Here is a 24,411-nt window from a genome sequence, read left to right as displayed (position 1 = left end):
AGAGTGCAGGGTGACGCCGTGCCGGTCAGTTGTGGGAAGGCTCGGCTGCCACCAGACTGCCGGCCCAGTGCAGCTTGTGGGTGAGTGTGCGGTAGTAGGAGGGGCTGCGCTCCAGGATGAGCATCTTGGCGGGATGGCTGCAGCGCTGCACGATCGCCCGGTCGCCCGGCTCCAGCGTGGTGGCGTGGGCGCCGTCCTGCCAGAGATTCACCCGACGGCTCGACTCTCCCAGGGGCCACACCGAGAGCTGGGCGCGGGGGGGCACCACCAGGGCCCGGCTGGAGAGGCTGATCGGACAGATCGGCGTGACCACGATCGCCTCGATGCCCGGGTGCAGGATCGGCCCCCCGGCCGCCATGGCGTAGCCCGTGGAGCCCGTGGGGGTGGCGATGATCAGGCCGTCACCGCGGAGCTGGTCCACCACCTCACCGTCGATCTCCAGCTCCAGCACGCAGGTGGGGGAGCGTTCGTCCAGCCCGGGGCGGAAGTAAACGTCATTGAGGGCGAGGTGCCTGGGCTGGGAGGCCGGCGCCACCCCGTCGCAGCGGTCCACCCGCGCCTCCAGCATCATGCGGCTCTCGATCGCGAAGCTGTCGTCCCGGAGCCGCTGCCAGAGGCTGCGCTGGTCGTCGTCGTCGGAACGGCGGCGTGGCTGCTCCCCGCTCAGCCGCAGCAGGCTGCGGTGATGGGTGAGAAAGCCCAGGTGTCCCCCCACGTTGAAGCAGAGGATGGGCACACCCAGGGGTCCCAGGTGGCGGGCCGCCCCCAGCACGGTGCCATCGCCCCCGAGCACGACCCCCAGATCGGGGAGTTCGCCCTCGGTGGCCAGCAGTCCCGGGAACGGATCCTGGGCCTGGCCGCTGGTGGCCGTCACCACAGCCACGCCCTGGGAGCGAAGGTCGGCAGCGCAGCGCTGGGCCTGACGGTGGGCCGCCTGGCTACCGGAACGGGCGATGAGCCAGACGCGATCCAGCCGCATGAACGAGGGGGGGCCGGATCACCAGCGCAGGAGGTTGAACCGCTCCATGTCCACGGTTTCGCGGTTGCGGTAGAGGGAGAGAAGGATGGCCAGGCCAACGGCGGCTTCGGCGGCAGCCACGGTGATCACGAAGATGGCGAACACCTGCCCGCGCACCAGCTCGCCGTCGAGGTAGCTGGAAAAGGCCATCAGGTTGATGTTCACCGCATTGAGCATCAGTTCAATGCTCATCAGCACCCGCACGGCATTGCGGCTGTTGATCAGGCCCCAGACGCCGGTGCAGAACAGCACGGCCGCCAGCACCAGGTAGGCCTGAAGCGGGATGGTGGCGGAAAGATCGAGCTCCATGGGCGCAGAGATGGGTGCAGAGGGTGAGGCAGACGGGTGGAGTGGTGGGGCAGGGAGCTCAGCGGCCGGAGGTGTCCAGCAGCAGTGGGGTGCGGGCCTTCTCGATCAGGCCCTGGTCCACGGATTCACCGGTGGCGATGTCCGCACTGAAGACATCACGCCGGGCCAGCACGATGGCCCCGATCATGGCCATCAGCAGCAGCACCGAAGCCAGCTCGAAGGGAAGCAGGTAGTCGGAGAAGAGGTGCTCACCGATGCGGATGGTGGCCTCCTCTCCCACCGGCGTGGGACCTGGCAGGGCCCAGGGGGTGGTGACGGCGACGCGGATCAGCAGCACGAACAGCCCGCCGCACACCAGACCGGAGAGGGCGCGCCTCAGGGCCAGGCCCTTGATCACCGAGAGGTCTTCCCGCTTGTTGACCAGCATGATCGCGAACAGGATCAGTACGTTGACCGCGCCGACGTACACCAGAATCTGGGCGGCGGCCACGAAGCTGGCGTTGAGCATCAGATAGAGGCCGGCCACCGACAGGAAGACACCGGCCAGAAGGAAGGCGGAATACACGATGTTGGGCAGGAGCACCACGCCCAGGGCACCCAGCACAAGAGTGGCGGAGAGTGCCGCGAAGCAGATGAACTGGGTGGTGGAAGCGATGGTCATTGGGCGTCTCCCTCGGAGGTGGCGGCGGACGGCTCGGCAGCTTTCAGACCGGCAAGAACCTGATCGGGCAACTGGCCCGCCCGCGGGGTGGTGTCGGGAACCCCATGGGGATCGATCTCGCCCTTCGGCAGGTAGGCCAGTTCCCGCAGGGCCACCACGGCCGGGTCGCTGGTCACGCTGGTGGGGAGGCGACCGAGAGCGATGTTGTCGTAGTTGAGGCTGTGGCGATCGAACGCCGCCAGCTCGTATTCCTCGGTCATGGAGAGGCAGTTGGTGGGGCAGTACTCCACGCAGTTGCCGCAGAAGATGCACACCCCGAAATCAATGGAGTAGTTGCGAAGCTCCTTTTTCTTCGTGGTCTTGTTCATTACCCAGTCGACAACCGGGAGGTTGATGGGACACACCCGCACGCACACTTCGCAGGCGATGCACTTGTCGAACTCGTAGTGAATCCGCCCCCGATACCGCTCCGAGGGAATCAACTTCTCGTAGGGATACTGAACCGTGACAGGACGACGGCGCAGGTGATCGAACGTCACCGCCAGCCCCTGGGTCATGTACTGCGCTGCGCCAACGGCATCGCGGGTGTAGTCACCGACTTTCTTGAGGAACCCGAACATGAGCGGAATGCAGGAAACGGGGTGGGGCGGGTGTGGAGACGACCCCGGCCATGATGGCCCAGGCAGAGGGAAGCTGAAGGGTCAGCCGCCGAAGAAGGCGGGGAAGGCCAGCTTGAGGCCGGCGGTCACCAGCAGGTTCACCAGGGCGATCGGCAGCAGGAATTTCCAGCCCAGATCAAGGAGTTGGTCGATGCGCACCCGGGGCGTGGTCCAGCGCAGCAGGATCGCCAGGAACACCAGCAGGTAGGCCTTCAATACCGTCATCACGATCCCCACGGACGCGGTGATCACCTGCACCACGGGGGCATCGATGGGCTGGCCCAGCCAGCTGGCCAGCCATTCCACCGGCAGGGGGAAGCCCCAGCCACCCAGGTAGAGCACCGACACCAGCAGGGCCGAGAGCACCAGGTTGATGTAGCTGCCCAGATAGAACAGGGCGAACTTCATGCCGGCGTACTCGGTCTGGTAGCCGGCCACCAGCTCCTCCTCGGCCTCGGGCAGGTCAAAGGGCAGGCGCTCGCACTCGGCGAGGGCGCAGATCCAGAAGATCACGAAGCCCACCGGCTGGCGCCAGATGTTCCAGCTGAGGATGCCCGCCCCGGTCTGCTGGTCGACGATGTCGACGGTGCTCAGCGAGTTGCTCATCATCACCACCGCCAGCACGGCCAGCGCGAGGGGGATCTCGTAGCTGATCGACTGGGCGGCCGCCCGCAGACCACCGAGCAGGGAGTACTTGTTGTTGGAGGCGTAGCCGCTCATCAGCAGCCCGATCGGCTGGATCGAGCTGAGGGCGATCCACAGAAAGATGCCGATGCCCACATTGCTGATCAGCAGGTGCTGGCCGAAGGGCACCACCAGCCAGCTGAGGATCACCGGGATCAGCACCAGCACCGGGCCGAGGGTGAACAGCAGGCCGTCGGCCCGGGCCGGAATCACATCCTCCTTGAACAGGAGCTTGAGGCCATCGGCCATGGGCTGGAGAACCCCGAGGGCACCCGCGTACTCAGGGCCGATGCGCTGCTGCACGGCAGCCGAGATCTTGCGCTCCAGCCACACGTTCACCAGCACGCCCACCACGGCGGCCACCAGCACCAGCAGCATGGGCAGGGGCAGCCAGAGCAGGTGGGCGGTGCCCGGGCTGAGTCCCAGCCCCTGCAGGGCTGAAACGAAGCTGGACTCGAGGTCCAGACCCACGGCGGTGTCCAGGCCGGTTGCAGAGCTCAGCATCGGAAGGGCTCGGATCGCAGCAACTTAGCGGGCTTCCAACGGAACCCAGTCGCGCGGAACAGGCCCGGTGTAAATCTGCGACGGTCGGAAGATGCGGTTTGCACCAAGCTGTTCCTTCCAGTGAGCCAGCCAGCCCGCCGTGCGGGCGATGGCGAAGATCGGGGTAAACAGGTCGCGGGGGATCCCGAGCTTCCGGTACACCAGCCCGGAGTAGAAGTCGACGTTCGGGTAGATCCCTTTGGGGCCAAGCCGTTCGGCTGCCGCCTCCTCCAGCTTGCGGGCCAGGTCGTAGAGCGGGTCGTGGCCGAAGCGGTGGAACAGCTGCTCGGCCAGCCCCTGCAGGATCACGGCCCGGGGGTCTTTCACCTTGTATTCGCGGTGACCGAAGCCCATGATCTTCTGCTTCTGGGCAATGGCCCGATCGAGCCAGGGTTCCACCTGATCGGCGCTGCCGATGGCTTCGAGCATGGCCAGCACATCCTCATTGGCGCCGCCGTGGAGCGGACCGGCCAGGGTGCCCACGGCGGAAGCCACCACCGCATAGGGATCGGTGAGGGTGCTGGCGGTGACGCGGGCGCTGAAGGTGCTGGCGTTGAGGCTGTGCTCGGCATGCAGGATCAGGCAGGCATCGAAGATGCGGGCCGCCAGGGGATCCGGCTCCTGTTCCGTGAGCATGTAGAGGAAGTTCGAGGCGAACGGCAGATCGTCGCGGGGCTGGATCGGATCCTGCCCTTTGCGGATCAGCTGGAACGCCGCCACCATCGTGGGGATCTTGGCGATCAGCCGCACCACGGCCTCGGCGATGTACTCCGGGTTGTCGAGGGCGCGACGGGAATAGAACAGCCCCAGCGAGGCGGCGCTGCTCTGGAGCGCGTCCATCGGGTGCCCGGTGGCCGGGAAGCACTTCATCATGTCCCGGATGCGGAAGCTCACCCGGCGGTGCATCTGCACCTCGTGCTCGAACTGGCGCAACCCCTCGGCGGTGGGAAGCTCGCCCCAGATCAGCAGGTAGGTGGTTTCCAGGAAGGTGCTGTGGGCAGCCAGTTCCCCGGCGTCGTAGCCGCGGTAGGTGAGGCGCCCCTTCTGGCCATCGATGTCGCAGATGGCCGACTGGGTGGCCGGCACCCCCTCCAGTCCAGGCCGGAACGGCGGTGCGGCAGTGGCACCGCCGGTGCTGCCGGGGACACTGTCGCTGAGGCTGCCTGCCATGCCGGGGGGGAACTCAAGTGGCCAGAACCTACGGCTGGGAGCTGTGACCCCGCCGTGCCCGGCCACACCACAGCGCCTCCCAGGTTCTCCCCGATGTTCATCCGGAGGTGTTTCAGCTAGGTGCCCAGCAGCTGGCGCGGACCGATCAGCAGGCGCAGGCGCCAGGGTGACTCCCAGGGCACCTCCCGGTTGACGGATGGAGCCTGAAGCCAGGCCAGACCGGCCTTCTTGAGCACCAGGCTGCCGGGGGCCGCCCCGATCAGGCGCGCCGCCAGATCGCCGAGGTCCGGCTCATGGCCCACCAGCATCAACCGGCCCTCGCCTGGCAGGTCCGCGAGGTGCGCGTGCAGGCCTGCCAGGCCCGCACCGCCTGGCTCCAGGGCGGTGTGCTCTTCGAGTGAGGGCGCCAGCCCCGCCTCGAGGGCCAGGGCCGCAGTCTGCCGGGCCCGCGCCAGGGGACTGGTGACCAGGCGATCCACGCGGAGATCCAGCTCCGCCAGTCGCCCCACCACGGCCCTGGTGCGTCGGATGCCCTCGGGGGTGAGGGGCCGCAGGGCCTCGGGCCGGTCGGCGCGGCGTTCCTCGGCGAGGCCATGGCGGAGGAGCAGCAGGTGCACCATGGCGTCAGCCATACCGCAGGTTCGCCACCAGATGGATGGCGGCGCCGGGGCCAGCCTCGGGCTCCGGCTCGAGCCCGAGGGCCAGGCCGGACACTCCGGCCTCGAGGGGCTGGCTGGCAAGGCTGCTGAGCAAGCGCCAGGCCGGCCAGCGCCGCAGGGCGGCCTGGGCGGGATCGGCCGCGGCGGCCCACTGCAGCGGGGCGCGGGGAAGGTCGAGGCTGTCGAGCGCCTTCAGCAGGCTCGCGGGAGCCGGGCCACCTGCCTGCCGCTCCTCCAGCACCGCCAGGGTCTGACCCCACCAGGCCTGGGCGCCATCGACCTGCCTGGCCCCGACCACGGTCACGGCCAACTGGGCTCCGGCCTCGCGGCGGCGGCGGGATGCCGGGAGGGCCTCGAGATGGGTCCACACCTGAACCGGGTGGTGGCTGGGACTCTCGAGGCTGGAGCTCACCAGGCCCAGGGGTTCGAGGGATGGGGCCAGGGATGCGGGATCCGGCACGGCGGCCGGCGTTCCGAGCAACCAGCCGAGGGCGCCGCGACCCCAGACCAGGGGGCCTGAATCCTGGCTGGCCACCAGGGCCGGCAGGGGACCATCGCTGTCGGGATCCAGGCTTCGGGCCAGGAGGCCCTGCCAGGGGCCGGGCCAGTGGGCAGGATCCTGCAGCAGTGCCAGGGTGTGCAGCTCCCCCTGCAGCCCGGCCGTGAGGGCGGCTGCCCTGGCCGGATCCAGGCCTGACGCCCAGGAGCTCCGGGCCGCCGGGGCGGGTGCCGCCTCGGGGGATTGATCGGTGGAGGACTGGTCGGTGGGGGACTGATCAGTGGGAGACTGATCGGAAGTGGTGGCGGAAGCAGTCTCGGGCTGGTCGGGCGCAGCGGAGCTCGCCGCAGCCGGCGGCGCCTCCGCCAGGGCCACCAGAGCCTCCAGCTGCAGCTGCCGCCCTCGGGGAGAGAGGGCAGCCACCATGGAACGGATGGCCAGGCCACCGCCGTTACCCGAAGCTGGTGGGGTGAGACCCAGCCAGGGCTCCAGTCCGCCGGGGCGGACATGCACCAGCACGACGCCGCGGGCGAAGTGGCGCGGTGCCTGCAGGAAGGTGGGATCGGCGGCCAGGTTCAGCTCATCGATCTGGGAGACATCCAGGGCCTGCTCCAGCACGCCGCGGCCGGAGGCCAGCAGCACCAGATCGTCATCGATCAGGGCCGTGGCGATCGGGACGGGTTCGCTGCCCACCAGCGCACCCCGGCCGCTGATCACCCCCATGCCGCGATAGCTGGACACCTGGAGGCCGGTGCCGGCGAGGCTGCGGGTCTGCCAGAAGCGCTGCAGGAAGCGGCGGGCTCCATCCCCATCCCGGCTCTGGAGAGTCAGCAGCCAGCCATCCGGAGGGGCACCCGGCCGGGTGGCGAGCAGGGCCACCCCGGTTTCTTCCCCCAGCCAGCCCGCCAGTTCGCCGCGGTAGTCGAGCCCGGCGGCGGCGAACGCCCCATCCCGCAGGCGAGCCATGGCCTCCGCGGCCTGACGGCGTTGCCGTGTCGGCGCCTGGGCCCGGGCGTACTCGACCGGCAGGTCGGCATCCGCCTGCAGGAACACCCCCAGCACCGCATCTCTGGGCACGAAGCGGGCGGCGCGGGGAAGGGAAAGCGCCTGGGCCTGGAGCTGCAGGGGGGATCGCTGCCAGAGCAGCCAGCCGGCCGTGAGGGCCAGCCCCAGCAGCGAGAGCGTCACCGCCAGCACCAACGCCAGGAAGGGACGGGCTCTCATGCGTTCAAGCGGGCATGGTTCAAGCGGGCATGGATGCGCCCGGCCATGGGCCCCCAGCAGGATGGCCCCATCCTGCACCGAAGCCAAGCCCGTGCAAACGCCCGTCAGCATCACGGCCCCTGCACTGCACCAGCGGCTCGAGGCCGGCGAGGCCATCCAGCTGGTGGACGTGCGCGAGGCAGCGGAGCTGGAGCTGGCCAGGCTCTCCCAGCCGGTGATCCACCTGCCCCTGAGTCAGTCGGAGCAGTGGCTGGGCCAGTTGGAGCAGCTGCTGGAGCGCGACAGGCCCGTGGCCGTGCTCTGCCACGCCGGCATCCGCAGCTGGCAGTTCGCGTGCTGGCTCATGCAGGAGCGCCAGTATCCGCAGGTCTGGAACCTGGTGGGCGGGATCGAGGCCTGGAGCGCCCTGGTGGATCCCACCGTGCCGCGTTACTGAGCTCACAAGGCCCTGTCCGGCGGCTGGCCGTCCTCCCTACCATCTGGCCACTCCCCACGGGCGGCTGGGTTGGCTACGAACCTCTCCCCACGTCAGCTCTCCCGGCGCCAGCAGGAGGTGCTGCAGCTGGCGGTGCGTCACTACGTGGACACGATGGAGCCGGTGGGAAGCAAGACCCTGGTGCGGCGCTTCGGCCTGCCCACCAGCTCCGCCACCGTGCGTTCCGCCATGGGGGCCCTCGAACAGCAGGGACTGCTCACCCAGCCCCACACCTCGGCGGGTCGGGTGCCGAGTCAGCAGGGCTATCGGGTGTATGTGGATCGGTTGCTGCCGGCGCCCGGGGTGGTCGCCCAGCAGCTGGAACGGGAACTGGCCGGACTGAGCCTGACCTGGACCGCCCTCGACGATCTGCTGCTGCACCTCAGCCGCCGGCTGGCGGACTTCACGGGCCTGCTCAGCCTGATCACCCGGCCCCAACGGCCCCGCCAGCGGCTGCAGGAGCTGCGCCTGGTGCCCAGCGGCGACCGGCTGCTGGTGTTCCTGGTGGCGGGGCCGGCCAGCGGCGGCAGCCTCAACCTGCGCCTGCCGCCGGAGGCAGTCCCCCAGCTCAACCGGCTGGAAGCCTGGACCAACAGCCAGCTCCGCGCCCACCCAGAGGCCCTGATCCCCTGGCACCAGCTCCCCGCGGAACTGCGCCGCAGCGGCGATCTGCTGCGCCAGGCGCTCGACGTTCAGAAACCCCTGAACAGCGATGGCGGCTCCGCCGTGGCCAGCGGTCTGGGCGGCCTGCTGGCCCAGCCTGAATTCAGCCAGACCGCCAGTCTGCGGCCACTCGTGCAGCTCGTGGAGGACACCCCGCAGCAGCTGCTGGGTCCCCGCGCCGACGCCATCTGGATCGGCCAGGAACACCCCCATGGAGCTCTGGAGCACTGTGGCGTGGTGCAGGCCGCCTACGCCACCGGCGATGGGGCCCACGGCCATGTGGCCCTGGTGGGGCCGATGCGGATGGCCTACGCCACGGCCAAGGCCGCGGTGCAGTCGGTGGCCTCCACCCTGTCGCGGCTGCTGAGCTGAACCCGGCCACAGCGGGCCATGCTGTACCGCGGAGCCCGGGAGGGGCGATCATCGAGAACTGCGGGTTTCCATCCAGGTTCCAGGCATGACTTATTGCGTCGCGTTCCTGCTGGATGCCGGACTGGTGTTCGCCTCCGATTCACGCACCAATGCGGGGGTCGACTACATCTCGACCTACAGCAAGATGCACGTGTTCCAGCCTGCTCCGGACAGGCTGTTCGTGCTGCTGGCGGCGGGGAACCTGGCCACCACCCAGGCTGTGCTGAACCAGATCCAGCGGGATCTGCGCCGCCATGGGGTCGGACCGATGGGCAGTGCCGTGCCGGGCATGCCGGTGGGCAGCGGCCCGGGCATCACGGGCGAGGCGGTCGACCCCCCGCTGCAGACCTCGGTGTTCGTGGGGCTGGGAGCCACGGCGCCCGCCCCGGTGGCCGCCGTGGCACCGGAAGCCGGCCACCCCACGGCCGGCACCGCAGCTGCCCACGGCCCGCCGTCCGTGGCCGCTGACCCGCCGCAGGAGCAGGGAGATGAACCCGCCAACCTGGTGACGGCCCGCTACCTGTTCGAGGCCGCCGACTACGTGGGCCGCATGAGCGTGGCGGTGCAGGAGCAGCACCGGGCCACCCTGCACCAGTCCGGCGCCAGCGTGGAGGCCACCTTCATCCTCGGCGGCCAGATCGAGGGCGATCGCCATGGCCTCTATCTGATCTACCCCCAGGGCAACGCCGTGATGGCCACGCGGGAAACCCCGTTCCTGCAGATCGGCGAGAGCAAGTACGGCAAACCTCCGCTCGATTTCGTGGGGCACTGCGGCCTGTCGCTGGAGGACGCCGCCCGGCTCTGCCTGATCTCCCAGGTGATCACCCGGCGCTCGAACCTGTCGGTGGGGCCGCCCTTCGAGCTGGCGCTGATGCCGGCCAATGAGCTGCGGATCTCCCGCCGGATCAAACTGGCGAAGGGGGCCCCGGAGATCGGCCGTTCCATGCAGGTGTGGGCGGCCTGCATGCAGGAGGGGCTGCGGCGCCTGCCCCGCTTCGCCTGGGAGGAGGATCCCCTCTGAGCGTGATCAGCCGCCCAGCTGGGCCCCGAGCCGGTCGGCCACGGTGTTCACGTCCTTGTCGCCGCGGCCGGACAGGTTGAGCACCACTTCGCTGCCCGGCGCCAGGGTGGGGCAGAGAGCATCAAGGGCCGCGAAGGCGTGGGCGGTTTCGAGGGCCGGAATGATGCCCTCCAGCTCGCTCACCAGCCGCAGGGCGTCGAGGGCCTGCTGATCGGTCACCGCCAGGTAGTCGGCCCGGCCGATCTCGCGCAGGTAGCTGTGTTCGGGGCCGACGCCGGGGTAGTCGAGGCCGGCGCTGATCGAGTGGGCTTCCTGCACCTGGCCCTCGGCGTCCTGGAGCAGCAGGCTCATGGCGCCGTGCAGCACCCCGATCCGCCCCTCGGTGATGGTGGCGGCATGGCGGCCGCTGGCCACCCCTTCGCCGGCAGCCTCCACGCCCACGAGCCGCACAGCGGTGTCCTCAACGAAGGGATGGAAGAGGCCCATGGCATTGGAGCCGCCACCGACGCAGGCCACGAGCACATCCGGCAGCCGGCCGAAGGCCTCCTGGCACTGGGCCCTGGCCTCCTTGCCGATGCAGGCATGGAAGTCGCGCACCAGCATCGGGTAGGGGTGGGGCCCGGCCACCGAGCCGAGGATGTAGTGGGTGGACTCCACGTTGGTCACCCAGTCGCGGATGGCCTCGCTGGTGGCGTCCTTGAGAGTGGCGGTGCCGGCCGTCACCGGCTGCACCGTGGCACCCAGCAGGCGCATGCGGAACACGTTGAGGGCCTGCCGGCGCATGTCCTCGGCTCCCATGTACACCACGCACTCGAGGCCGAAGCGGGCGCACACGGTGGCGGTCGCCACCCCGTGCTGGCCGGCGCCGGTCTCCGCGATCACCCGCTTCTTGCCCATGCGCAGGGCCAGCAGGGCCTGGCCCAGGGCGTTGTTGATCTTGTGGGCGCCGGTGTGGTTCAGGTCCTCACGCTTGAGCCAGATGCGCGGCCCCCCCTCGGGGCGGGCGTAGTGGGCCGTGAGCCGCTCGGCCTCATAGAGCGGGGTGGGGCGGCCCACATAGGTGCGAAGCAGGTGATCCAGCCGGCCGGTGAAGGCGGGGTCGGCCCAGGCCTCGGCGGCGGCGGCCTCCAGCTCGGCCAGGGCCGGCATCAGGGTTTCGGGCACGTACTGCCCGCCGAAGCGACCGAAGCGGCCGGCCGGGTTCGGACGCACCTCGGGCTGAAGCGAGGCGGCGGTGAGCGCAGAGGCGGAAGGAACGGTGCTGGTCACGCGCGGGCCACCGGAATCGTCTGATGCCCCTCAGCGTAGGCAGCCGGACTGGGGGAGGATGGGCCCGCAGATGGTGCGGAGCCAATGGGGAGCAAGGGGGGCTGGCAGGAATTCGGCAGCCTCAGCCGCCCGGCCAGCCTGGAGCGCCCGCCCTCGGCTCCAACCCCCAGGGCCCAGCAGCGCGTGCGGGTGCAACGCACCAAGGCCGGCAAGGGGGGCAAGGTGGTGACGGCCATCAGCGGCATCGAGGCCGGAGAGAGCGAGCGCAAGGCCCTGCTCAAACAGCTGAAAGCGGCGGCCGGCACGGGCGGCACCGTCAAGGATGGCGTGATCGAGCTCCAGGGGGACCAGGTGGCCGTGGCCCTGGAGGCCCTGGAGACAGCGGGATACCGCCCCAGGCAGGCCGGGGGCTGAGGCCGGCCGCTCAGGCGACCCGGGTTTCGATCAGATGGCTGGCCGAGATCCACGCACCGCGGTCGTTGTAGCGACGGATCAGGCGCTGCCGCTCCGTGGGGGAGCTGAGCCAGGCAGCCTCCACCGTGAAGCCCTGGCGGTGGCTCACCTGCAGGGGCACGAGGCTGGAGCCGCCATCGGGCAGGAGGTTGAGCTGGCGCGGGCTGGGGCCGTCGATGGCGAGCACGGAGCCCTGCAGCCGGCCTTCGAGCACCTCCGGCTCGCCCCCCAGCTCGGTGGTGAGGCGCAGCCCCTGCCCCGGCAGCGCTTCGATGCTGGTGCGGCAGGGGGCGACACTCGGCACCGGCCAATCGGCCTCCACCGTGGCCGCCTGGCCCTGCCAGGTGCCGAGCAGCTGCTCCGGCGTGAGGGCCGGACGCTCGCTCGCCCCGCTGCCGGCGCGAAACTCCCGGATCAGCACCAGGGACTCGAAGGCGCCGCTCTCCCCGTGCAGCTGCACCAGCCGCCAGCGGCGGTCATGGCCCACGAAGCCGAATTCGGCGCCGGAGCGCGTGGCCGGCGCCACCTGCAGCGACCCCTTCGAGAAGCTGCCGTTGTCGAAGAACACCACCTGTTTCCCCAGGGAGCGGTACTCCTGCTGGTGGTCCTGCAGGGGCGGCGTGTCGTAGCCGCCATCGCCGTAGCGGCGCAGGCGGAACAGCACGCAGCGCCCCTCCTCACGGCTCTCGAGCGTGAGGATCGAGGCCGTGGCGCTCTGGAGGTTGCCCGCAGCGTCGAGGTTGGCGAAGCTGCCGCGCCACTCACCGAGATTGCGGCAGAAGTTCTCCCACTGGTTGCCCATGCCCGGATGCTAACGATGGCGTAGAGCGGCACCGGAGCCGATGGCCAGGGTCCAGCACCTGCGGCGCCAGAAGGGCCTGCTCACCACCCAGGGGAAACAGCGGTGGTGGCGCCACTGGCGCGAGCCCTACCTGCTCGCCCTCTCGATCTCCTGGCCCCAGTTCCTGGGCCTGCTGGCGCTGGTGTACCTGGGGATCAACCTGCTGTTCGCCGGGCTCTACCGGCTCGACCCCGGCGGGCTGGCGGGCACGGCCGATGGCAGGGCCAGCTTCGCCGAGGCGTTCTTCTTCAGCGTGCAGACCCTGGGCTCGATCGGCTACGGCGCGCTCCACCCGGTGAGCCTGTTCACCAACCTGCTGGTGACGGCGGAAGCCTTCAGCGGGGTGCTGTTCATCGCCCTCAGCACCGGCCTGGCCTTCGCGCGCTTCTCCCGCAGCAGCGCCCGGATCCGCTTCTCCCGGCTGGCGGTGGTGCACCCCTACAACGGCACGCCCACACTCAGCTTCCGGCTGGCCAACGAGCGGGGCAACCACATCCTCGAAGCCCGGGTACGGGCCTTTCTGGCGGTGGATGAGACCAGCCAGGAAGGGCACCGCATGCGCCGGCTGCGGGCCCTGCCACTGGAGCGTGATCAGGGGATCGCCTTCCTGCTGTTGTGGACAGCCCAGCACCGCATCGATGCCGCCAGCCCGCTGCACGGTCTCACGCTGGATGACCTCAACGGCCTGAACGCCGAACTGGTGGTGGCCTTCAGCGGGGTGGACGAGACGATCGAGCGGCCGGTGCACAGCCGCTGGAGCTGGCCGGTGGAGCAGATCGGCTACGGCCTCTGTTTCCAGGACATGGTGGAAACGGAGGGCAACCTGCACCGCATCGACTGGTCGGCCTTCGACCGCACCCGTCCCTGTCCACTGCGGCCCTGATCACACGAAGCTCAGCAGCGGCCCCGCCGGCACCACGCCCGAGGGATTGATGCTGGGATGGCTCTGGTAATAGTGCCCCTTGATGTGCTGCATGTTCACGGTGGCGGCGACGCCCGGATGGCCATACAGCCGGCGCACGTAGTTCCAGAGATTGGGGTAGTCAACCAGACGGCGGAGGTTGCACTTGAAGTGGCCCACGTACACCGCATCGAAACGCACGAGGGTGGTGAACAGACGCCAATCCGCTTCGGTGAGAGTGGCGCCCACCAGGTAAGGCCGGTCACTCAGGCGCTCCTCCAGCGCATCGAGTGTGGCGAACAGAGGCCCGATCGCTTCGTCATAGGCGCCCTGGCTGGTGGCGAAACCGCAGCGGTACACGCCGTTGTTCACGGTGTCGTAGATCCGCTGGTTCAAGGCATCGATCTCGGCGCGCAAAGGTGCCGGATAGTAGTCACCCGCCGCGGCGCCAATGGCGTCGAAGGCGCTGTTGAACATGCGGATGATCTCGGAGGACTCGTTGTTCACGATCCGCCCGCTGGCCCGGTCCCAGAGCACCGGCACCGTGACCCGGCCGCTGTAGCGGGGATCGGCCTGGGTGTACACCTCGTGCAGACAGCGGGCCTGATGGATCGGATCGGGAATCACCCCGTCTCCGGGCTCGAAGGTCCAGCCCTCGGCGCCCATGTGCCAGTGCACCACCGACAGCGACACCAGGGGCACAAGGCCCTTGATCACCCGGAAGATCGCCGTCCGGTGGGCCCAGGGGCAGGCATGGGAGATGTACAGGTGGTAGCGCCCCGCCTCGGCAGCGAAGCCGCCCTCACCGCTCGGTCCGGGGCTGCCATCGGGGGTGATCCAGTGGCGGAACTGGGAAGCGGAGCGCACGAAGCGTCCGCCGCTGGCCTCGGTGTCGTACCAGCGGTCGTGCCACACCCCATCGATGAGCAGCCCCACGTCCACACCCCGTCAGAGTTCACCGTAGGCGGCGTCGATCCTATGGCGATGATCAGCCAGGCTGATCAAAAGAAGATTGACCGATAAGAAAAACTCCCCTTAAGGTTTCTTCACTCGAGCGGGGCGCCGGAGCGCGTTCCCTTCCCCTCCCCCGACGTGATGACCACAAGCCTCTCCCCCTGTATCCCCGTGCCTGCCGCCAACGCCGACGGCAGGGAACGCTCGCCGGAAACGGCCCCCAGCGGCGCTGACGCCGCTCAGCCTCAGGCTCAGGCCGTGCCCTGGTACCAGCAGTTGCGGCGGGTGCAGATCGTGCAGACCCTGGAAGCGATTCAGGACCTGATTGCGATTTCGCTGTGCGTGGGCCTGTTCGGCGTGATGGTGCTGCAGATGAAGGTGATGTTTTCCTCCCTGCTCTCGGAACCGAAGTTCCACGCCATCACCTCGGACATCCTCTTCATCCTCATCCTGGTGGAGCTGTTCCGCCTGCTGATCATCTATCTGCAGGAACAGCGGGTGTCGATCGGCGTGTCGGTGGAGATCGCGATCGTGTCGGTGCTCAGAGAAGTGATCGTGAACGGGGTTCTCGAAACCGACTGGCATCAGATCCTGGCCGTCTGCCTCTTCCTCTCCACCATGGCCGTGCTGATGGTGGTGCGGGTGTGGCTGCCCCCCACCTTCGAGGGGGTGGACCCCGAAGCCAAGGTGTCGGCCCGGATGAAGGCCCCCCGGCTCGCCCTGAACAGATCTGAGCAGGGTCTGTAGGTTGCTGAAGCAGCCATTGCCGTCGGTCCTCCATGGGGCAGCAAAGCCAGCGAAGATCCTGCTCCGGCTCCTGGCGAAGCCGGACACATGGGGCCCAACAGCGCGCGCTCAGGCTTGCCGCCGCCCTGCTGCTGAGCCTGCCCCTCGTGCCGGGGCAACCGATCCCTTCCCGGGCTGAGCCCAACATGGGACAGCCACCGGCACCTGCACAAGAACCAGGTCCGATCAACCTGGCCACCACCCACTGGCAGCTGCTCGAGATCCAGTCGATGGACGACGCCATCGGCAGCCGCAGGCCGGAGAACCCGCGGCTCTACACCCTGGAGCTCGGCGCCGACGGCCGGGCCTCCCTGCGCCTGAACTGCAACCGGGCCACGGGCACCTGGACGGCGATGCCGGCCGGCGATGGCAGCAGCGGCAGTTTCCGGTTCAGTCCCCTGGCGATGACCCGGGCCCTCTGTCCTCCTCCCAGCCTGGACAGCGAGCTGGGCCGGGACCTGGCCCTAGTGCGGGGCTACCGGCTGCTGGGTGACCGCCTCGCCCTCAGCCTCTTCGGCGATGGCGGCATCCTGGTCTGGCAGCGTCTGGAGGGCGGACCGCGCAACTGGCGGGTGACCGCCCAGACCGGCGCTCTGCGGCGGGTGCCCTCGGCCACTGGTTCCGTTGCGGCCCGCTACCCGGCGGGCACGCTGCTGGACAACCTGGGCTGCGGCAAGGGGCCCGCCGGCCTCTGGTGCGACGTGCAGCGCCTGGGCGGCGGGCCGCGGGGCTACCTGCTGGGCAACGACCTGGAGGCGGCGATCTCCCCGGATGGCACCGTGCACTACGGCGAGGATGATTCGGCGCTCAGGGCCGGCCAGGGGGACTTCGACGCCAGCGGTGAGCTGCCGTGTCGCCTGGAGTCCGGCCAAGCCTCTGACCAGCCCACGGGGCGCTGCGGTTTCCAGGTGGCCCGCGCCGGCGGCGGCTACGCCACGGTGGTGATCAGCCTGCCGGATGGGCGGGAGCGCACGGTGTATTTCCGCATGGGTCAGGCCATCGGCAACGCCGTTTCGGAAGCGGATCGCACGGGCCCGTTCCAGGCCAGCCGGGAGGGGGACCTGACCCGCGTGCGCATCGGCGACGAGCGCTACGAGATCCCCGATGCCGTGGTGCTGGGCGGTTGAGGCACAGGCCGCCGCTCAACCGGCGAGGGGCGCCCAGGCCATGGTGGCGTTGAACTGCTGGCACCAGATGATCACCGAGCCCTGGCCGGCGAGATCGAACCCCGCGGGGAGTTCATAGACCTGGCCGCCCTTGGCCGCCTTCAGGGGAGCGATCACGGTGTAGCTGCCTTCCTGCAGCGGGTAGGCCGGAGGCCTGCTGCCGGCGATGGGATTGGCCTCACGGCCCAGGGCCAGCTTGAGGTCGGGGGCCTCGGCCTTGGTGCTGAAGTCGTCGCTGAGCACCAGCAGGGTGCGGTTGCCATCACGGCGGATGGTGAAGCTGCCCTGCACCGGAGCTTCGGCCTTGCGGAACATGCCGGTGTGCAGCACGCCTTTCTTCATGGCAGCTCCTGCCGTGCTCTCGGCCTGGGTCTGGGGCAGGGCGGACGATGGGGTGCGCTGGGAGGCTTTGACGCAGCCGGCTCCGGCCAGGGCCAGGGCGAGAGCAAGCAGGGCAGTGGAGCGGGACAGGGAGGACACCGCGAATCGGCGCAGGACAGGGCTACTACCCCTGAAACCGTGGACTGGATGCGATGGGGTGGGATGGGGCGGCATCAGCCAGCCCAAGGCCTGCCTCAGTAGGAACTCTCCTGCCCGAGAAGCTCGTCCACGAACTGCTCGGCGGCCTCCTGGGCCAGAGCGGCGCTGGGGAAGGGATCCACGGCGAGCTGCTCCTGCAGCACCACATCGGCCACGTGCCCGGCTGGATCTTCGATCCTGGCTTCCCAGCCCTCTTCGGCCGGTTTGATCACCAGTCCATAGCCGCGGTGGGACAGGCGCCCGCCCGCCTGGGGCCGCCTCCGGGCGGGTGAGGGCTGGCGGGCGGGTGCTCTCGAGTCCATGGTCGGTCCCTTGGCTCTCTGTCCATCGTGCACGCGACGTCGGGATCCTGCCTTCACACGCCTATACAGAGCCCGATGACACCGCACCGGAACCTGCCCATGAGCGACACCCCGCCGAAGCCAGCAGCGGCATCCAGCCCGATGCGAGCCGTGATCTACGAGCGCTATGGCGCGCCGGATGTGCTGCAGTTCCGGGACGTGCCCAGGCCGGTGCCGGGCGAGCACGACGTGCTGATCCAAACCCATGCCACCACCGTGAGTTCAGGGGACTGGAGGATGCGCAGCCTGGAGGTGCCGGCGGGTTTCGGGCTGATCCTGCGGCTGATGGCCGGGGTGCGCCGCCCGCGACAGCCGATCCTGGGCACCGAGCTGGCCGGCACCGTGGCGGCGGTGGGCCCCGGGGTGCGCCGGTTCCGGGTGGGCGATGCCGTGGTGGCCTTCAGCGACATGGCCATGGGCTGCCATGCCGAGTACTGCTGCCTGCCGGAGGATGGCGCCATCGCCGCCAAGCCGCCGAACCTCTCCTTCGAGCAGGCTGCGGCCCTGAGCTTCGGCGGCACCACGGCGCTGCACTTTCTGCGGCGCGCCGCACTCCAGCGGGGTGAGCGGCTGCTGGTCAACGGGGCCTCCGGCGCCGTGGGCACGGCCGTGATTCAGCTGGCGGTGCATGGCGGCGCCGAGGTGACGGCCGTCTGCGGCCCCACGAACCAGGAGCTCGTGCGCTCGCTGGGGGCCGTCCGGGTGATCGACCACACCACGACCGACTTCAGCCGGCTCGGGGAGAGCTTCGACGTGATCCTCGACGCCGTGGGCAATGCGCCGCTGTCCCGCTGCCGGCCCTGCCTCGCCCCGGGCGGACGGCTGCTGCTGGTGGTGTCCAGCCTGCCGGCCCTGCTGCTCGCCCCCGTGCAGTCGCGCCTCAGCGGCCGACGCCTCGTGGCCGGGCCCGCCAGCGGCAGCGCCGAGGATCTGGCCGCCCTGGCGAGCCTGGCCGAGAACGGCGTGTTCCAGCCGGTGATCGATCGGGTCTATCCCTTCGAGCAGATCGTGGCGGCGCACCGGCATGTGGATGCGGGACACAAACGGGGCAACGTGGTGATCTCGATGGGGGCGACGCCCCCGCAGCCCGCCTGAGACGTGTGCCGTTGGGTGCCTCCGGAACGCTGGGCTAGAGGGCTTCGGGCGGTCGGCCGCCCTGGAGCTGCCCGCCGCGGGGGTGGCCATGGCCTCTGTCACGGTGCTGGGCGGATGCTCTCGGCGTAGGCAGGGTCCTCGGTGCCGAAGATCCGGTCCCAGAAGGTGAAGTAGAGCCCGTAATGGGCCCGCTGGCGGCGGTGGTGCACGGAGTGGTGGGCCGGACCGATCACCCAGCGCCCCAGCCAGTGGTGGGGAAAGCGCAGGGGCAGATGGTCGAGCCCGAGATGGTTCACCATCGCCCACACCGTCATCGTGCTGAGCACGGCCAGCAGGGTGCCCAGATGGAGCGGCACCACCACCACCAGCCCCACCAGGAACAGGGCCTGCACGGCGGCTTCGAGGGGATCAAAGGCAAAGGAGGTCCAGGGGGTGGGCTGGCGCGATCGGTGATGGCCCTGGTGGAACCAGCCGTACAGCGCCGGGTGATGGAACAGCCGATGGGTGGCATAGAAAAAGCCGTCCTGGAGCACCAGCACAGCCAGATAGCTCACCCCCAGATACCACCAGCCGTACTGCTGGGGCTGGCTGTAGAGCCGGGTGAGGCCCAGACCGTGCAGGGTCATCACGCCGGCGGTGGCGAGGGCGAACACCCCGGCCGAGAACACCGAGAGTCGGATGTCGCGGCGGATCTCACCAGGGCGGTCAGGACGCCGGTGGTCACCCTCCCTTCCGGCGTGGAGCCCGCGCCGGGCATAGAGCAGCCACCACACTCCCCCGGCCACGAGGAAATAGCGGAGCAGGATGATGGCGAAGAAGCTGACACCGGATTCGGCAAAGCCGTGGATCCACAGGGGGGCGTGAAGGGCCGCAGGCTCGATCTGTACTGGGCCCATGGCGCTCCATCGTCCTGTCTGCCGTCCACCCTCACCCTAGGGAGGCTCGACCGACCCCAACCGTCCCCTTCGCCGGCGGGACGGCCCTCGCCGCCGCCACCTGCACCGCGTTCCAGCTGGCTCCCCCAATCCAGTGGCCGATCGCGGCAGCGATCGCCGAGGCCGTGAGCACCAGGGGCAGACCGCTGGGCTGGCCCTGCAGGGTGAACACGAACAGGGCGCAGAACAGGGGGGTCCGGCAGGCGCCGCTGAACGTGGCAGCGGCCGCGACCGCCGCCAGGGCAGCCCGCTGCTCCAGGGGCAGCGCCGTGAGCCAGGGACTCACCAGCACGGCACCCAGACTCATCGAATCGTGCATCAGCCCGCCAGGGGCACCGATCGCAAGACTCAGCAGTGGACCCAGCAGCCGGGGCAGGGGCGCCCACCAGGGGGTCGGAGCCGCGGCGCCGGCCAGCGCAGGGCCCAGTTCCAGGGAACCGTCATTGAGGCTGATGCCGCCACTGGCCAGGGCCAGCAGGGTGAACGCCGCCGCCGTCGCCAGGGCCATGGGAAGGGTGCGGCGGCGCAGCAGGGATGCCAGCCGGCGGGCCAGCGGAATCAGCAGCCGCACCAGGGCCACGCCGGCCAGGGCACAGACCACGGTGATCGCCAGCGCCAGGGGCAGCAGGGCGGCGGGCAGAAGCACGGCCGGAGGCACGACCTGGCGGGCCGGCTGCCCCAGTTCCGAGCTCAGCAGGGTACCGATGCCGCCCAGGGCGAGCGTGGGCGCCACCAGGCTGAAACCCCGCTCGGCACTGAGCTCCTCCAGGGCGTAGGCGGCCCCCAGCAGGGGAGCACGAAAGGCCGCCCCGAGGCCCGCCCCTCCACCGATGGCCGCGGTGAGCGGCAGCGACAGCCGCTGCAGTGGCGCGAGCCGGGTGCGCAGGGCCAGCAGGATCGAGGCCCCCAGTGCCGCCGAGGGGGATTCGGTGCCCACGCTCAGCCCAGCCAGATGGGTGAGTGCCAGCAGCGGCAGGCGCATCAGCTGGCGGACCAGGGCGAGGCTGGCCAGGGCACCCTGCCGCTCCTCCCCGTGAGCGGCCTCCTGCAGCAGCAGCACCCCGGTGATGCCGCCGCCCCGTCCAGCCGCCAGCGGTCCCCAGGCCAAGGCCACGAACACCGCCGTGGCCAGGGCCGTGGCCAGCGCCAGCAGGGGATCGACAGACCCGCCGGAGCCCAGGGGCCAGAGGCCCTGCAGCCGGAACCCCAGCTCGGAGAGGGCCTGGTAGGGCAGTTCCGCCAGGCCGATCAGGACACCAGCGAGCAGCAACGACAGGGCCAGAGCCAGGGGATGCATGGTGGTGGCAGGCCGCTCAGCGGGGCTCGTCCCGGGGCACCGCCTCGGGCCAGAGACGCGTGATCGCCAGGGCCACACCGATGCCGATCGCCACGTCCACGAAGCGGAACAGGGCCACCCGCCACACCGCATCGCCGGGTGCCGCCGTGATCACGATCGTGAGGGCGATGCCCCCGAAGCGGTAGGCGCTCTGGTGGATCCGACTGAAGCCGCACACCAGCCCCAGCAGCAGGATGGCCAGCGCATAGGAGAACACCCCCCTGGGCAGCAGCAGCACCTGCAGGGCCCCGAGGGTCACGCCCAGCAGGGTGCCGAGCAGGCGCCGCCGGGAGATCAACCAGGAATCGGCAACCCCCGACTGGGTCACGATGATCGTGGTGATGGGGGACCAGTAGGGATCCGGCACGCCCAGGGCCGTGGCCAGCGCCATCGACAGGCCCGCCGCCAGGGCTGTGCGCACCGCATGGAGGGTCCAGGTGCTGCGCTGCGGTCCCGCGGTCATCGGCTCAGCGCCCCAGCAGCCAGCGCAGGGCCGACAGGCCGATGATCAGCCCGATGCCGCTGTTCCAGATCAGGGCCTTGTGACGGCGCAGCCTCTCCAGCCACGCCGGCAGGGGTTCTCGTCGCTGCAGCAGCAGCCAGAGCCCCAGCAGCAGCAGGGCCAGGGGCAGGCCAAGGGCCAGAAGCAGATCCGGGGCCATGGAGCAGAGCGGCTGCCAGGAACGGCATTCTGAAACGGCTCCAGCATCCCGCCTGGCGGAGCCGCTGCCCAGGGGGGCAGCCCGCTGGGAGGATGGCGGCAAGGATCCCGACCGCAGCCCATGCCCCCTTCCCCCGCTCCGAATCCCGCCTACGGCACCCTCACGACCGCGGGGAAGTCCACCAACATCGTGTGGCACCACAGCACCGTGACCCGCTCCGCCCGGGCGCACCAGCGGGGCCATCGCAGCGCCATCCTCTGGTTCACCGGATTGAGCGGCTCGGGCAAGAGCACCCTGGCCAACGCCGTGAACTCCGCCCTGTTCGAGCAGGGGCTGGCCTGCTACGTGCTCGATGGCGACAACATCCGCCACGGCCTCTGCAAGGACCTCGGCTTCTCCGATGCCGACCGGGAGGAGAACATCCGCCGCATCGGTGAGGTGGCCCGGCTCTTCCTGGATGCCGGCGTGGTGGTGCTCACCGCCTTCGTGTCGCCATTCAAGGCCGACCGGGACCGGGTGCGCGCCCTGGTGGGGGACGGGGATTTCGTCGAGATCTTCTGCGATGCCGGCCTGGAGGTGTGCGAGCAGCGCGACACCAAGGGGCTCTACGCCAAGGCGCGAGCCGGTGAAATCAAGGACTTCACCGGCATTTCCAGCCCCTACGAAGCCCCGGAGCAGCCGGAGCTGCGGGTGGACACGGGCACGCGCACCCTCGAGGACTGCGTGTCCGAGGTGCTGGCGGAGCTCCAGGCGCGCGGGATCCTGACCCAGGAGAACGCCTGAAGGGGTGCGTGGCCGTGAGGATCAGGCCCCCTCGGCCAGCTGCCAGCTCCTGAGCCGGGCATCGAGGAAGGTCTTGGCGCAGCTCGCCACCGGCACGGCCAGCAGCAATCCCAGCAGCTCCCCCAGGCCCAGCAGGCTGCCGAGCCTGGCCCCCACCGGGAGACAGATCAGCAGCCAGGCGGGCTGCAGCCCCACGATGCTGCCCATCAGCCGGGGCTGGATGATCTGATCCACCAGCTGGCCCACGGCGATGGCCGCCACCAGCACCTCGGCTCCCGTGCTGGGGTCGTTGAGGGCCACCAGGCCGCTCACCAGCACGATCGTGAGGGCGCTGGCATAGGGAACCAGGGTGGTGAAGCCGATCGCCACGGCGAACAGCACGCCGTAGGGAATGGCCAGCAGGGTGAACACCACGATCTGGAGGCTGCTGAGAATCGTGGCCAGGGCCACCTGGCCGGCGAAGTAGCCCCGGAACGTGCGGCTGAGGGTGTCCACCACCAGGGAGCGCGCCTCGGGGGGCAGCCACTGGGCCAGGCCGGCGCTGATCCGCTCACCGCCCAGCAGCAGGAACACCGCCAGCACCAGCACGATCACCGTATTCACGGTGAGACCCACGGTGGCCCCGAGCAGGCCCAGCAGCTGCTGGCTGAGCTGGGTGGCGAGCTTGCTGAGGCGGCTGAGCAGATCGCTGCTGAGGTCGCCGAAATCGGTGGGGATGCCCTGGTCCTCCGCCCAGGCCTCGAGCGCATCCAGCCACACTTCCCCCTGGGCCAGCCAGCCCGGCAGGGCCGCCACCAGCTCGGCCAGCTGGTCGATCAGGCGGGGCACCAGCCAGATCACGGCCAGGGCCAGCAGCCCCAGGGCCACCCCTAGCACCAGCACCATCGCCAGCGGCCGGGGCAGGCCCCGCTGCCGCAGCCAGCGGCTGGGAATGTCCAGCAGGAAGGCGATCAGCGCCGCCGCCACGAACAGGGCCGGGAACGGGGCCAGCGGCAGCAGCAGCTGCCGCAGCACCCACAGGTTGAGCACCAGCAGCGGCAGGGCCAGGCCGGCCTTCAACATCGGGGGCAGCACCAGGCGCTCAAGCATGGGCGGGGCGGACAGGGGTGCGAGAACAGGTCAGCCCATCTGGGCCAGGTAGGCGGCGCTGCCGAGCTGGAGCAGGCGTTCGTCCTTGGCCCGCACCTGGCTGTGCAGTTCGGCGCGATAGGCGGCCACGGCCTCAGCCAGGGCGGCGTCGGCCGTGGCCAGGATCTGCACGGCCAGCAGCCCGGCGTTGGTGCCGTTGCCGATCGCCACCGTGGCCACGGGAATGCCAGCCGGCATCTGCACGATCGAATGCAGCGAGTCCACACCGGAGAGGGCCCGGCTCTGCACCGGCACGCCGATCACCGGCAGCGGGGTGAGGGCCGCCACCATGCCCGGCAGATGGGCGGCGCCGCCGGCACCGGCGATGATCACCTTCAGACCCCGGCCTGCGGCAGCCTGGGCGAAGGCCACCATCTCGAGCGGTGTGCGGTGGGCGGAGAGCACCCGCACCTCGGCGGTCACCCCGAAGCGCTCCAGCATTGTCACCGCCGGCTGCATGGTGGGCAGGTCGGAATCGCTGCCCATCACCACCGCCACCCGCGGCGCCCCCGGGGCGGGGGACGACGCGGGGCGAGGGGCATCCGGAGCGGGGCGATCGCTCAAGGGCGGGTGGCGCAGGAGGATCGCATTCTCTCCCCTGCCGCCGCGATGCGCTGGATCCGCAACCTCCGCCTGCCCCGGGCCAGCCGCTGCGGCCATGGCGCCGACCGGCGCTGGCGCCTGGCGGTGGGGGAGGAGGGCCTGATCGACGCGGCCGAACCGCTCGATCCGGGCAGTGCCGCGGCCGGGGAGGACTGGCAGGGCGACTGGCTCAGTCCGGCCGGGGTGGACCTGCAGATCAACGGTGGCCTGGGGCTGGCGTTCCCGGAACTCACGGCGGACGACCTGCCCCGCCTGCTGGAGCTGCTCGAGCTGCTCTGGCGTGATGGCGTGGAGGCGATCTGCCCCACCCTGGTGACCTGCGGCATCGCCCCGCTCCGCACGGCCCTGGCGCTGGACGGCGGTGGCCGCCCAGGCGATCCAGCTGATCGGCCTGCCGGTGCTCACCGCCGGGGCGGTGCTGCTGCTGTTCGACCTGAGCTTCGGCACCAGCTTCTACCGGCCCGAGGGCGGCGGTGATCCGATGCTGTATCAGCACTTCTTCTGGTTCTATTCCCATCCGGCGGTGTACGTGATGGTGCTGCCGGTGTTCGGCATCTTCTCGGAACTGTTTCCGGTGTATGCCCGCAAGCCCCTGTTCGGCTACCACGTGGTGGCGATCGCC

Annotated in this window: 28 protein-coding genes and 2 pseudogenes; 11 read left to right on the top strand and 19 right to left on the bottom strand. The window is 70.1% G+C overall.

From position 1 onward, the window contains the following. Positions 1 to 25 precede the first annotated feature (25 nt). From CPCC7001_RS11210 to CPCC7001_RS11175, 8 genes are all read right to left on the bottom strand, one after another. The gene (locus CPCC7001_RS11210) at positions 26 to 979 is read right to left on the bottom strand and encodes an NAD(+) kinase (RefSeq protein WP_006910915.1); all 954 of its coding nucleotides are present in this window, start codon (positions 977 to 979) and stop codon (positions 26 to 28) included. A gap of 18 nt (positions 980 to 997) precedes the next feature. Next, the gene (gene nuoK / locus CPCC7001_RS11205) at positions 998 to 1,327 is read right to left on the bottom strand and encodes an NADH-quinone oxidoreductase subunit NuoK (protein ID WP_006911129.1); all 330 of its coding nucleotides are present in this window, start codon (positions 1,325 to 1,327) and stop codon (positions 998 to 1,000) included. A gap of 58 nt (positions 1,328 to 1,385) precedes the next feature. Then, positions 1,386 to 1,988: an NADH-quinone oxidoreductase subunit J gene (locus CPCC7001_RS11200; RefSeq protein WP_006910272.1), complete on the bottom strand. Its 603-nt coding sequence runs from the start codon at positions 1,986 to 1,988 to the stop codon at positions 1,386 to 1,388. Next, positions 1,985 to 2,608, bottom strand: a complete 624-nt coding sequence (gene ndhI, locus CPCC7001_RS11195) for an NAD(P)H-quinone oxidoreductase subunit I (protein ID WP_006910095.1) — start codon at positions 2,606 to 2,608, stop codon at positions 1,985 to 1,987. Before ndhI ends, CPCC7001_RS11200 begins: the two co-directional genes overlap by 4 nt. A gap of 81 nt (positions 2,609 to 2,689) precedes the next feature. After that, positions 2,690 to 3,835 carry an NADH-quinone oxidoreductase subunit NuoH gene (gene nuoH, locus CPCC7001_RS11190; RefSeq protein WP_006910794.1) on the bottom strand — a complete coding sequence of 382 codons (1,146 nt, stop codon included), beginning with the start codon at positions 3,833 to 3,835 and terminating at the stop codon, positions 2,690 to 2,692. Between the two features lie 24 nt (positions 3,836 to 3,859). Then, complete coding sequence (locus tag CPCC7001_RS11185; RefSeq protein WP_006910478.1) at positions 3,860 to 5,044, bottom strand: citrate synthase; 1,185 nt, start codon at positions 5,042 to 5,044, stop codon at positions 3,860 to 3,862. Positions 5,045 to 5,160: 116 nt separating this feature from the next. Further along, entirely contained in the window at positions 5,161 to 5,676 is a 516-nt protein-coding gene (locus CPCC7001_RS11180) for a histidine phosphatase family protein (protein ID WP_006909237.1), read from the bottom strand. Beyond that, the gene (locus CPCC7001_RS11175) at positions 5,669 to 7,426 is read right to left on the bottom strand and encodes a DUF3352 domain-containing protein (protein WP_043368997.1); all 1,758 of its coding nucleotides are present in this window, start codon (positions 7,424 to 7,426) and stop codon (positions 5,669 to 5,671) included. The genes CPCC7001_RS11180 and CPCC7001_RS11175 overlap by 8 nt, the downstream gene beginning before the upstream one ends. 91 nt (positions 7,427 to 7,517) lie before the next feature. Here CPCC7001_RS11175 and CPCC7001_RS11170 point away from each other — a divergent pair, with 91 nt between their 5' ends. From CPCC7001_RS11170 to CPCC7001_RS15845, 3 genes are all read left to right on the top strand, one after another. Then, on the top strand, positions 7,518 to 7,862 hold the full coding sequence (locus CPCC7001_RS11170) for a rhodanese-like domain-containing protein (protein WP_006911329.1): 345 nt from the start codon (positions 7,518 to 7,520) through the stop codon (positions 7,860 to 7,862). A gap of 153 nt (positions 7,863 to 8,015) precedes the next feature. After that, a complete protein-coding gene (locus CPCC7001_RS11165) occupies positions 8,016 to 8,936 on the top strand; it encodes a heat-inducible transcriptional repressor HrcA (protein WP_083782685.1) in 921 nt (306 codons plus the stop codon). Between the two features lie 85 nt (positions 8,937 to 9,021). After that, on the top strand, positions 9,022 to 9,996 hold the full coding sequence (locus tag CPCC7001_RS15845; protein WP_006910468.1) for a hypothetical protein: 975 nt from the start codon (positions 9,022 to 9,024) through the stop codon (positions 9,994 to 9,996). 6 nt (positions 9,997 to 10,002) lie between these two features. Here the strand turns inward: CPCC7001_RS15845 and trpB are convergent, their stop codons facing one another. Next, on the bottom strand, positions 10,003 to 11,265 hold the full coding sequence (gene trpB, locus CPCC7001_RS11155; protein WP_006909427.1) for a tryptophan synthase subunit beta: 1,263 nt from the start codon (positions 11,263 to 11,265) through the stop codon (positions 10,003 to 10,005). Between the two features lie 84 nt (positions 11,266 to 11,349). On the opposite strand from trpB, the gene CPCC7001_RS11150 reads away from it, so the two are divergent. Then, on the top strand, positions 11,350 to 11,679 hold the full coding sequence (locus CPCC7001_RS11150) for a translation initiation factor (RefSeq protein ID WP_006910795.1): 330 nt from the start codon (positions 11,350 to 11,352) through the stop codon (positions 11,677 to 11,679). 10 nt (positions 11,680 to 11,689) lie between these two features. On the opposite strand, the gene CPCC7001_RS11145 is transcribed toward CPCC7001_RS11150, so the two are convergent. After that, on the bottom strand, positions 11,690 to 12,520 hold the full coding sequence (locus CPCC7001_RS11145) for a DUF3598 family protein (RefSeq protein WP_006909785.1): 831 nt from the start codon (positions 12,518 to 12,520) through the stop codon (positions 11,690 to 11,692). Positions 12,521 to 12,560: 40 nt separating this feature from the next. Between CPCC7001_RS11145 and CPCC7001_RS11140 the strand changes: the two genes are divergently transcribed. After that, positions 12,561 to 13,442 (top strand): ion channel, encoded by an 882-nt coding sequence (locus CPCC7001_RS11140; RefSeq protein WP_043368994.1) that lies wholly within the window; start codon positions 12,561 to 12,563, stop codon positions 13,440 to 13,442. Here CPCC7001_RS11140 and CPCC7001_RS11135 read toward each other — a convergent pair whose 3' ends face one another. Further along, on the bottom strand, positions 13,443 to 14,396 hold the full coding sequence (locus tag CPCC7001_RS11135) for a glutathione S-transferase family protein (protein WP_043370015.1): 954 nt from the start codon (positions 14,394 to 14,396) through the stop codon (positions 13,443 to 13,445). A 159-nt stretch (positions 14,397 to 14,555) separates the two neighbouring features. Here CPCC7001_RS11135 and CPCC7001_RS11130 point away from each other — a divergent pair, with 159 nt between their 5' ends. Next, positions 14,556 to 15,161 (top strand): phosphate-starvation-inducible PsiE family protein, encoded by a 606-nt coding sequence (locus CPCC7001_RS11130; protein ID WP_083782634.1) that lies wholly within the window; start codon positions 14,556 to 14,558, stop codon positions 15,159 to 15,161. Positions 15,162 to 15,346: 185 nt separating this feature from the next. After that, positions 15,347 to 16,327, top strand: coding sequence for an META domain-containing protein (locus tag CPCC7001_RS14120; RefSeq protein WP_006910857.1), 981 nt, complete (start codon positions 15,347 to 15,349; stop codon positions 16,325 to 16,327). Between the two features lie 15 nt (positions 16,328 to 16,342). On the opposite strand, the gene CPCC7001_RS15240 is transcribed toward CPCC7001_RS14120, so the two are convergent. Both CPCC7001_RS15240 and CPCC7001_RS11115 read right to left on the bottom strand, forming a co-directional pair. Further along, positions 16,343 to 16,846, bottom strand: coding sequence for a DM13 domain-containing protein (locus CPCC7001_RS15240; protein ID WP_006911023.1), 504 nt, complete (start codon positions 16,844 to 16,846; stop codon positions 16,343 to 16,345). Between the two features lie 95 nt (positions 16,847 to 16,941). Next, complete coding sequence (locus CPCC7001_RS11115) at positions 16,942 to 17,208, bottom strand: hypothetical protein (protein ID WP_043368993.1); 267 nt, start codon at positions 17,206 to 17,208, stop codon at positions 16,942 to 16,944. A gap of 99 nt (positions 17,209 to 17,307) precedes the next feature. Between CPCC7001_RS11115 and CPCC7001_RS11110 the strand changes: the two genes are divergently transcribed. Next, on the top strand, positions 17,308 to 18,342 hold the full coding sequence (locus CPCC7001_RS11110; protein WP_225867236.1) for an NAD(P)-dependent alcohol dehydrogenase: 1,035 nt from the start codon (positions 17,308 to 17,310) through the stop codon (positions 18,340 to 18,342). Between the two features lie 98 nt (positions 18,343 to 18,440). On the opposite strand, the gene CPCC7001_RS11105 is transcribed toward CPCC7001_RS11110, so the two are convergent. Genes CPCC7001_RS11105 through CPCC7001_RS11090 form a run of 4 tightly spaced genes read right to left on the bottom strand, consistent with a single transcriptional unit; the run spans position 18,441 to position 21,275 of the window. Next, positions 18,441 to 19,238 (bottom strand): sterol desaturase family protein, encoded by a 798-nt coding sequence (locus tag CPCC7001_RS11105; RefSeq protein ID WP_006910210.1) that lies wholly within the window; start codon positions 19,236 to 19,238, stop codon positions 18,441 to 18,443. A 31-nt stretch (positions 19,239 to 19,269) separates the two neighbouring features. Continuing rightward, positions 19,270 to 20,574 (bottom strand): chloride channel protein, encoded by a 1,305-nt coding sequence (locus CPCC7001_RS11100; RefSeq protein WP_006911313.1) that lies wholly within the window; start codon positions 20,572 to 20,574, stop codon positions 19,270 to 19,272. A gap of 16 nt (positions 20,575 to 20,590) precedes the next feature. Next, entirely contained in the window at positions 20,591 to 21,076 is a 486-nt protein-coding gene (locus CPCC7001_RS11095) for an aromatic acid exporter family protein (protein WP_006910125.1), read from the bottom strand. A gap of 4 nt (positions 21,077 to 21,080) precedes the next feature. Further along, complete coding sequence (locus CPCC7001_RS11090; RefSeq protein ID WP_006911746.1) at positions 21,081 to 21,275, bottom strand: hypothetical protein; 195 nt, start codon at positions 21,273 to 21,275, stop codon at positions 21,081 to 21,083. 120 nt (positions 21,276 to 21,395) lie between these two features. Between CPCC7001_RS11090 and cysC the strand changes: the two genes are divergently transcribed. Further along, positions 21,396 to 22,058: an adenylyl-sulfate kinase gene (cysC, locus tag CPCC7001_RS11085; protein ID WP_006910064.1), complete on the top strand. Its 663-nt coding sequence runs from the start codon at positions 21,396 to 21,398 to the stop codon at positions 22,056 to 22,058. Between the two features lie 21 nt (positions 22,059 to 22,079). Here cysC and CPCC7001_RS11080 read toward each other — a convergent pair whose 3' ends face one another. After that, positions 22,080 to 23,147, bottom strand: a complete 1,068-nt coding sequence (locus CPCC7001_RS11080) for an AI-2E family transporter (RefSeq protein ID WP_006911389.1) — start codon at positions 23,145 to 23,147, stop codon at positions 22,080 to 22,082. Positions 23,148 to 23,177: 30 nt separating this feature from the next. Beyond that, the gene (gene purE / locus CPCC7001_RS11075) at positions 23,178 to 23,684 is read right to left on the bottom strand and encodes a 5-(carboxyamino)imidazole ribonucleotide mutase (protein ID WP_006910729.1); all 507 of its coding nucleotides are present in this window, start codon (positions 23,682 to 23,684) and stop codon (positions 23,178 to 23,180) included. Positions 23,685 to 23,933: 249 nt separating this feature from the next. Here purE and CPCC7001_RS16050 point away from each other — a divergent pair. Both CPCC7001_RS16050 and CPCC7001_RS14550 read left to right on the top strand, forming a co-directional pair. Further along, positions 23,934 to 24,143, top strand: a pseudogene (locus tag CPCC7001_RS16050) (N-acetylglucosamine-6-phosphate deacetylase); the annotation flags it as partial. Continuing rightward, positions 24,142 to 24,411, top strand: a pseudogene (locus CPCC7001_RS14550) (cbb3-type cytochrome c oxidase subunit I); the annotation flags it as partial. The pseudogenes CPCC7001_RS16050 and CPCC7001_RS14550, both read left to right, overlap by 2 nt.

This window comes from Cyanobium sp. PCC 7001, from assembly GCF_000155635.1.
Classification (GTDB): domain Bacteria; phylum Cyanobacteriota; class Cyanobacteriia; order PCC-6307; family Cyanobiaceae; genus NIES-981.
Note: the sequence above shows the minus strand (reverse complement) of the source record. Positions and strands in the feature narration are given on the sequence as shown.

What these genes read in the sequence shown, in the direction of transcription:
- CPCC7001_RS14120 (WP_006910857.1), top strand. Translation starts at nt 15,347, where the DNA reads ATGGGACAGCCACCGGCACCTGCACAAGAACCAGGTCCGATCAACCTG.
- nuoH (WP_006910794.1), bottom strand. Translation starts at nt 3,835, where the DNA reads ATGCTGAGCTCTGCAACCGGCCTGGACACCGCCGTGGGTCTGGACCTC.
- CPCC7001_RS11090 (WP_006911746.1), bottom strand. Translation starts at nt 21,275, where the DNA reads ATGGCCCCGGATCTGCTTCTGGCCCTTGGCCTGCCCCTGGCCCTGCTG.
- CPCC7001_RS11080 (WP_006911389.1), bottom strand. Translation starts at nt 23,147, where the DNA reads ATGCTTGAGCGCCTGGTGCTGCCCCCGATGTTGAAGGCCGGCCTGGCC.
- CPCC7001_RS11200 (WP_006910272.1), bottom strand. Translation starts at nt 1,988, where the DNA reads ATGACCATCGCTTCCACCACCCAGTTCATCTGCTTCGCGGCACTCTCC.
- CPCC7001_RS11140 (WP_043368994.1), top strand. Translation starts at nt 12,561, where the DNA reads ATGGCCAGGGTCCAGCACCTGCGGCGCCAGAAGGGCCTGCTCACCACC.
- CPCC7001_RS11165 (WP_083782685.1), top strand. Translation starts at nt 8,016, where the DNA reads ATGGAGCCGGTGGGAAGCAAGACCCTGGTGCGGCGCTTCGGCCTGCCC.
- CPCC7001_RS11105 (WP_006910210.1), bottom strand. Translation starts at nt 19,238, where the DNA reads ATGGGCCCAGTACAGATCGAGCCTGCGGCCCTTCACGCCCCCCTGTGG.
- CPCC7001_RS11185 (WP_006910478.1), bottom strand. Translation starts at nt 5,044, where the DNA reads ATGGCAGGCAGCCTCAGCGACAGTGTCCCCGGCAGCACCGGCGGTGCC.
- CPCC7001_RS11180 (WP_006909237.1), bottom strand. Translation starts at nt 5,676, where the DNA reads ATGGCTGACGCCATGGTGCACCTGCTGCTCCTCCGCCATGGCCTCGCC.
- nuoK (WP_006911129.1), bottom strand. Translation starts at nt 1,327, where the DNA reads ATGGAGCTCGATCTTTCCGCCACCATCCCGCTTCAGGCCTACCTGGTG.
- CPCC7001_RS11115 (WP_043368993.1), bottom strand. Translation starts at nt 17,208, where the DNA reads ATGGACTCGAGAGCACCCGCCCGCCAGCCCTCACCCGCCCGGAGGCGG.
- CPCC7001_RS11130 (WP_083782634.1), top strand. Translation starts at nt 14,556, where the DNA reads ATGACCACAAGCCTCTCCCCCTGTATCCCCGTGCCTGCCGCCAACGCC.
- CPCC7001_RS15845 (WP_006910468.1), top strand. Translation starts at nt 9,022, where the DNA reads ATGACTTATTGCGTCGCGTTCCTGCTGGATGCCGGACTGGTGTTCGCC.
- CPCC7001_RS11110 (WP_225867236.1), top strand. Translation starts at nt 17,308, where the DNA reads ATGAGCGACACCCCGCCGAAGCCAGCAGCGGCATCCAGCCCGATGCGA.
- CPCC7001_RS11175 (WP_043368997.1), bottom strand. Translation starts at nt 7,426, where the DNA reads ATGAGAGCCCGTCCCTTCCTGGCGTTGGTGCTGGCGGTGACGCTCTCG.
- cysC (WP_006910064.1), top strand. Translation starts at nt 21,396, where the DNA reads ATGCCCCCTTCCCCCGCTCCGAATCCCGCCTACGGCACCCTCACGACC.
- ndhI (WP_006910095.1), bottom strand. Translation starts at nt 2,608, where the DNA reads ATGTTCGGGTTCCTCAAGAAAGTCGGTGACTACACCCGCGATGCCGTT.
- CPCC7001_RS11210 (WP_006910915.1), bottom strand. Translation starts at nt 979, where the DNA reads ATGCGGCTGGATCGCGTCTGGCTCATCGCCCGTTCCGGTAGCCAGGCG.
- CPCC7001_RS11145 (WP_006909785.1), bottom strand. Translation starts at nt 12,520, where the DNA reads ATGGGCAACCAGTGGGAGAACTTCTGCCGCAATCTCGGTGAGTGGCGC.
- CPCC7001_RS11150 (WP_006910795.1), top strand. Translation starts at nt 11,350, where the DNA reads ATGGGGAGCAAGGGGGGCTGGCAGGAATTCGGCAGCCTCAGCCGCCCG.
- CPCC7001_RS11095 (WP_006910125.1), bottom strand. Translation starts at nt 21,076, where the DNA reads ATGACCGCGGGACCGCAGCGCAGCACCTGGACCCTCCATGCGGTGCGC.
- CPCC7001_RS11100 (WP_006911313.1), bottom strand. Translation starts at nt 20,574, where the DNA reads ATGCATCCCCTGGCTCTGGCCCTGTCGTTGCTGCTCGCTGGTGTCCTG.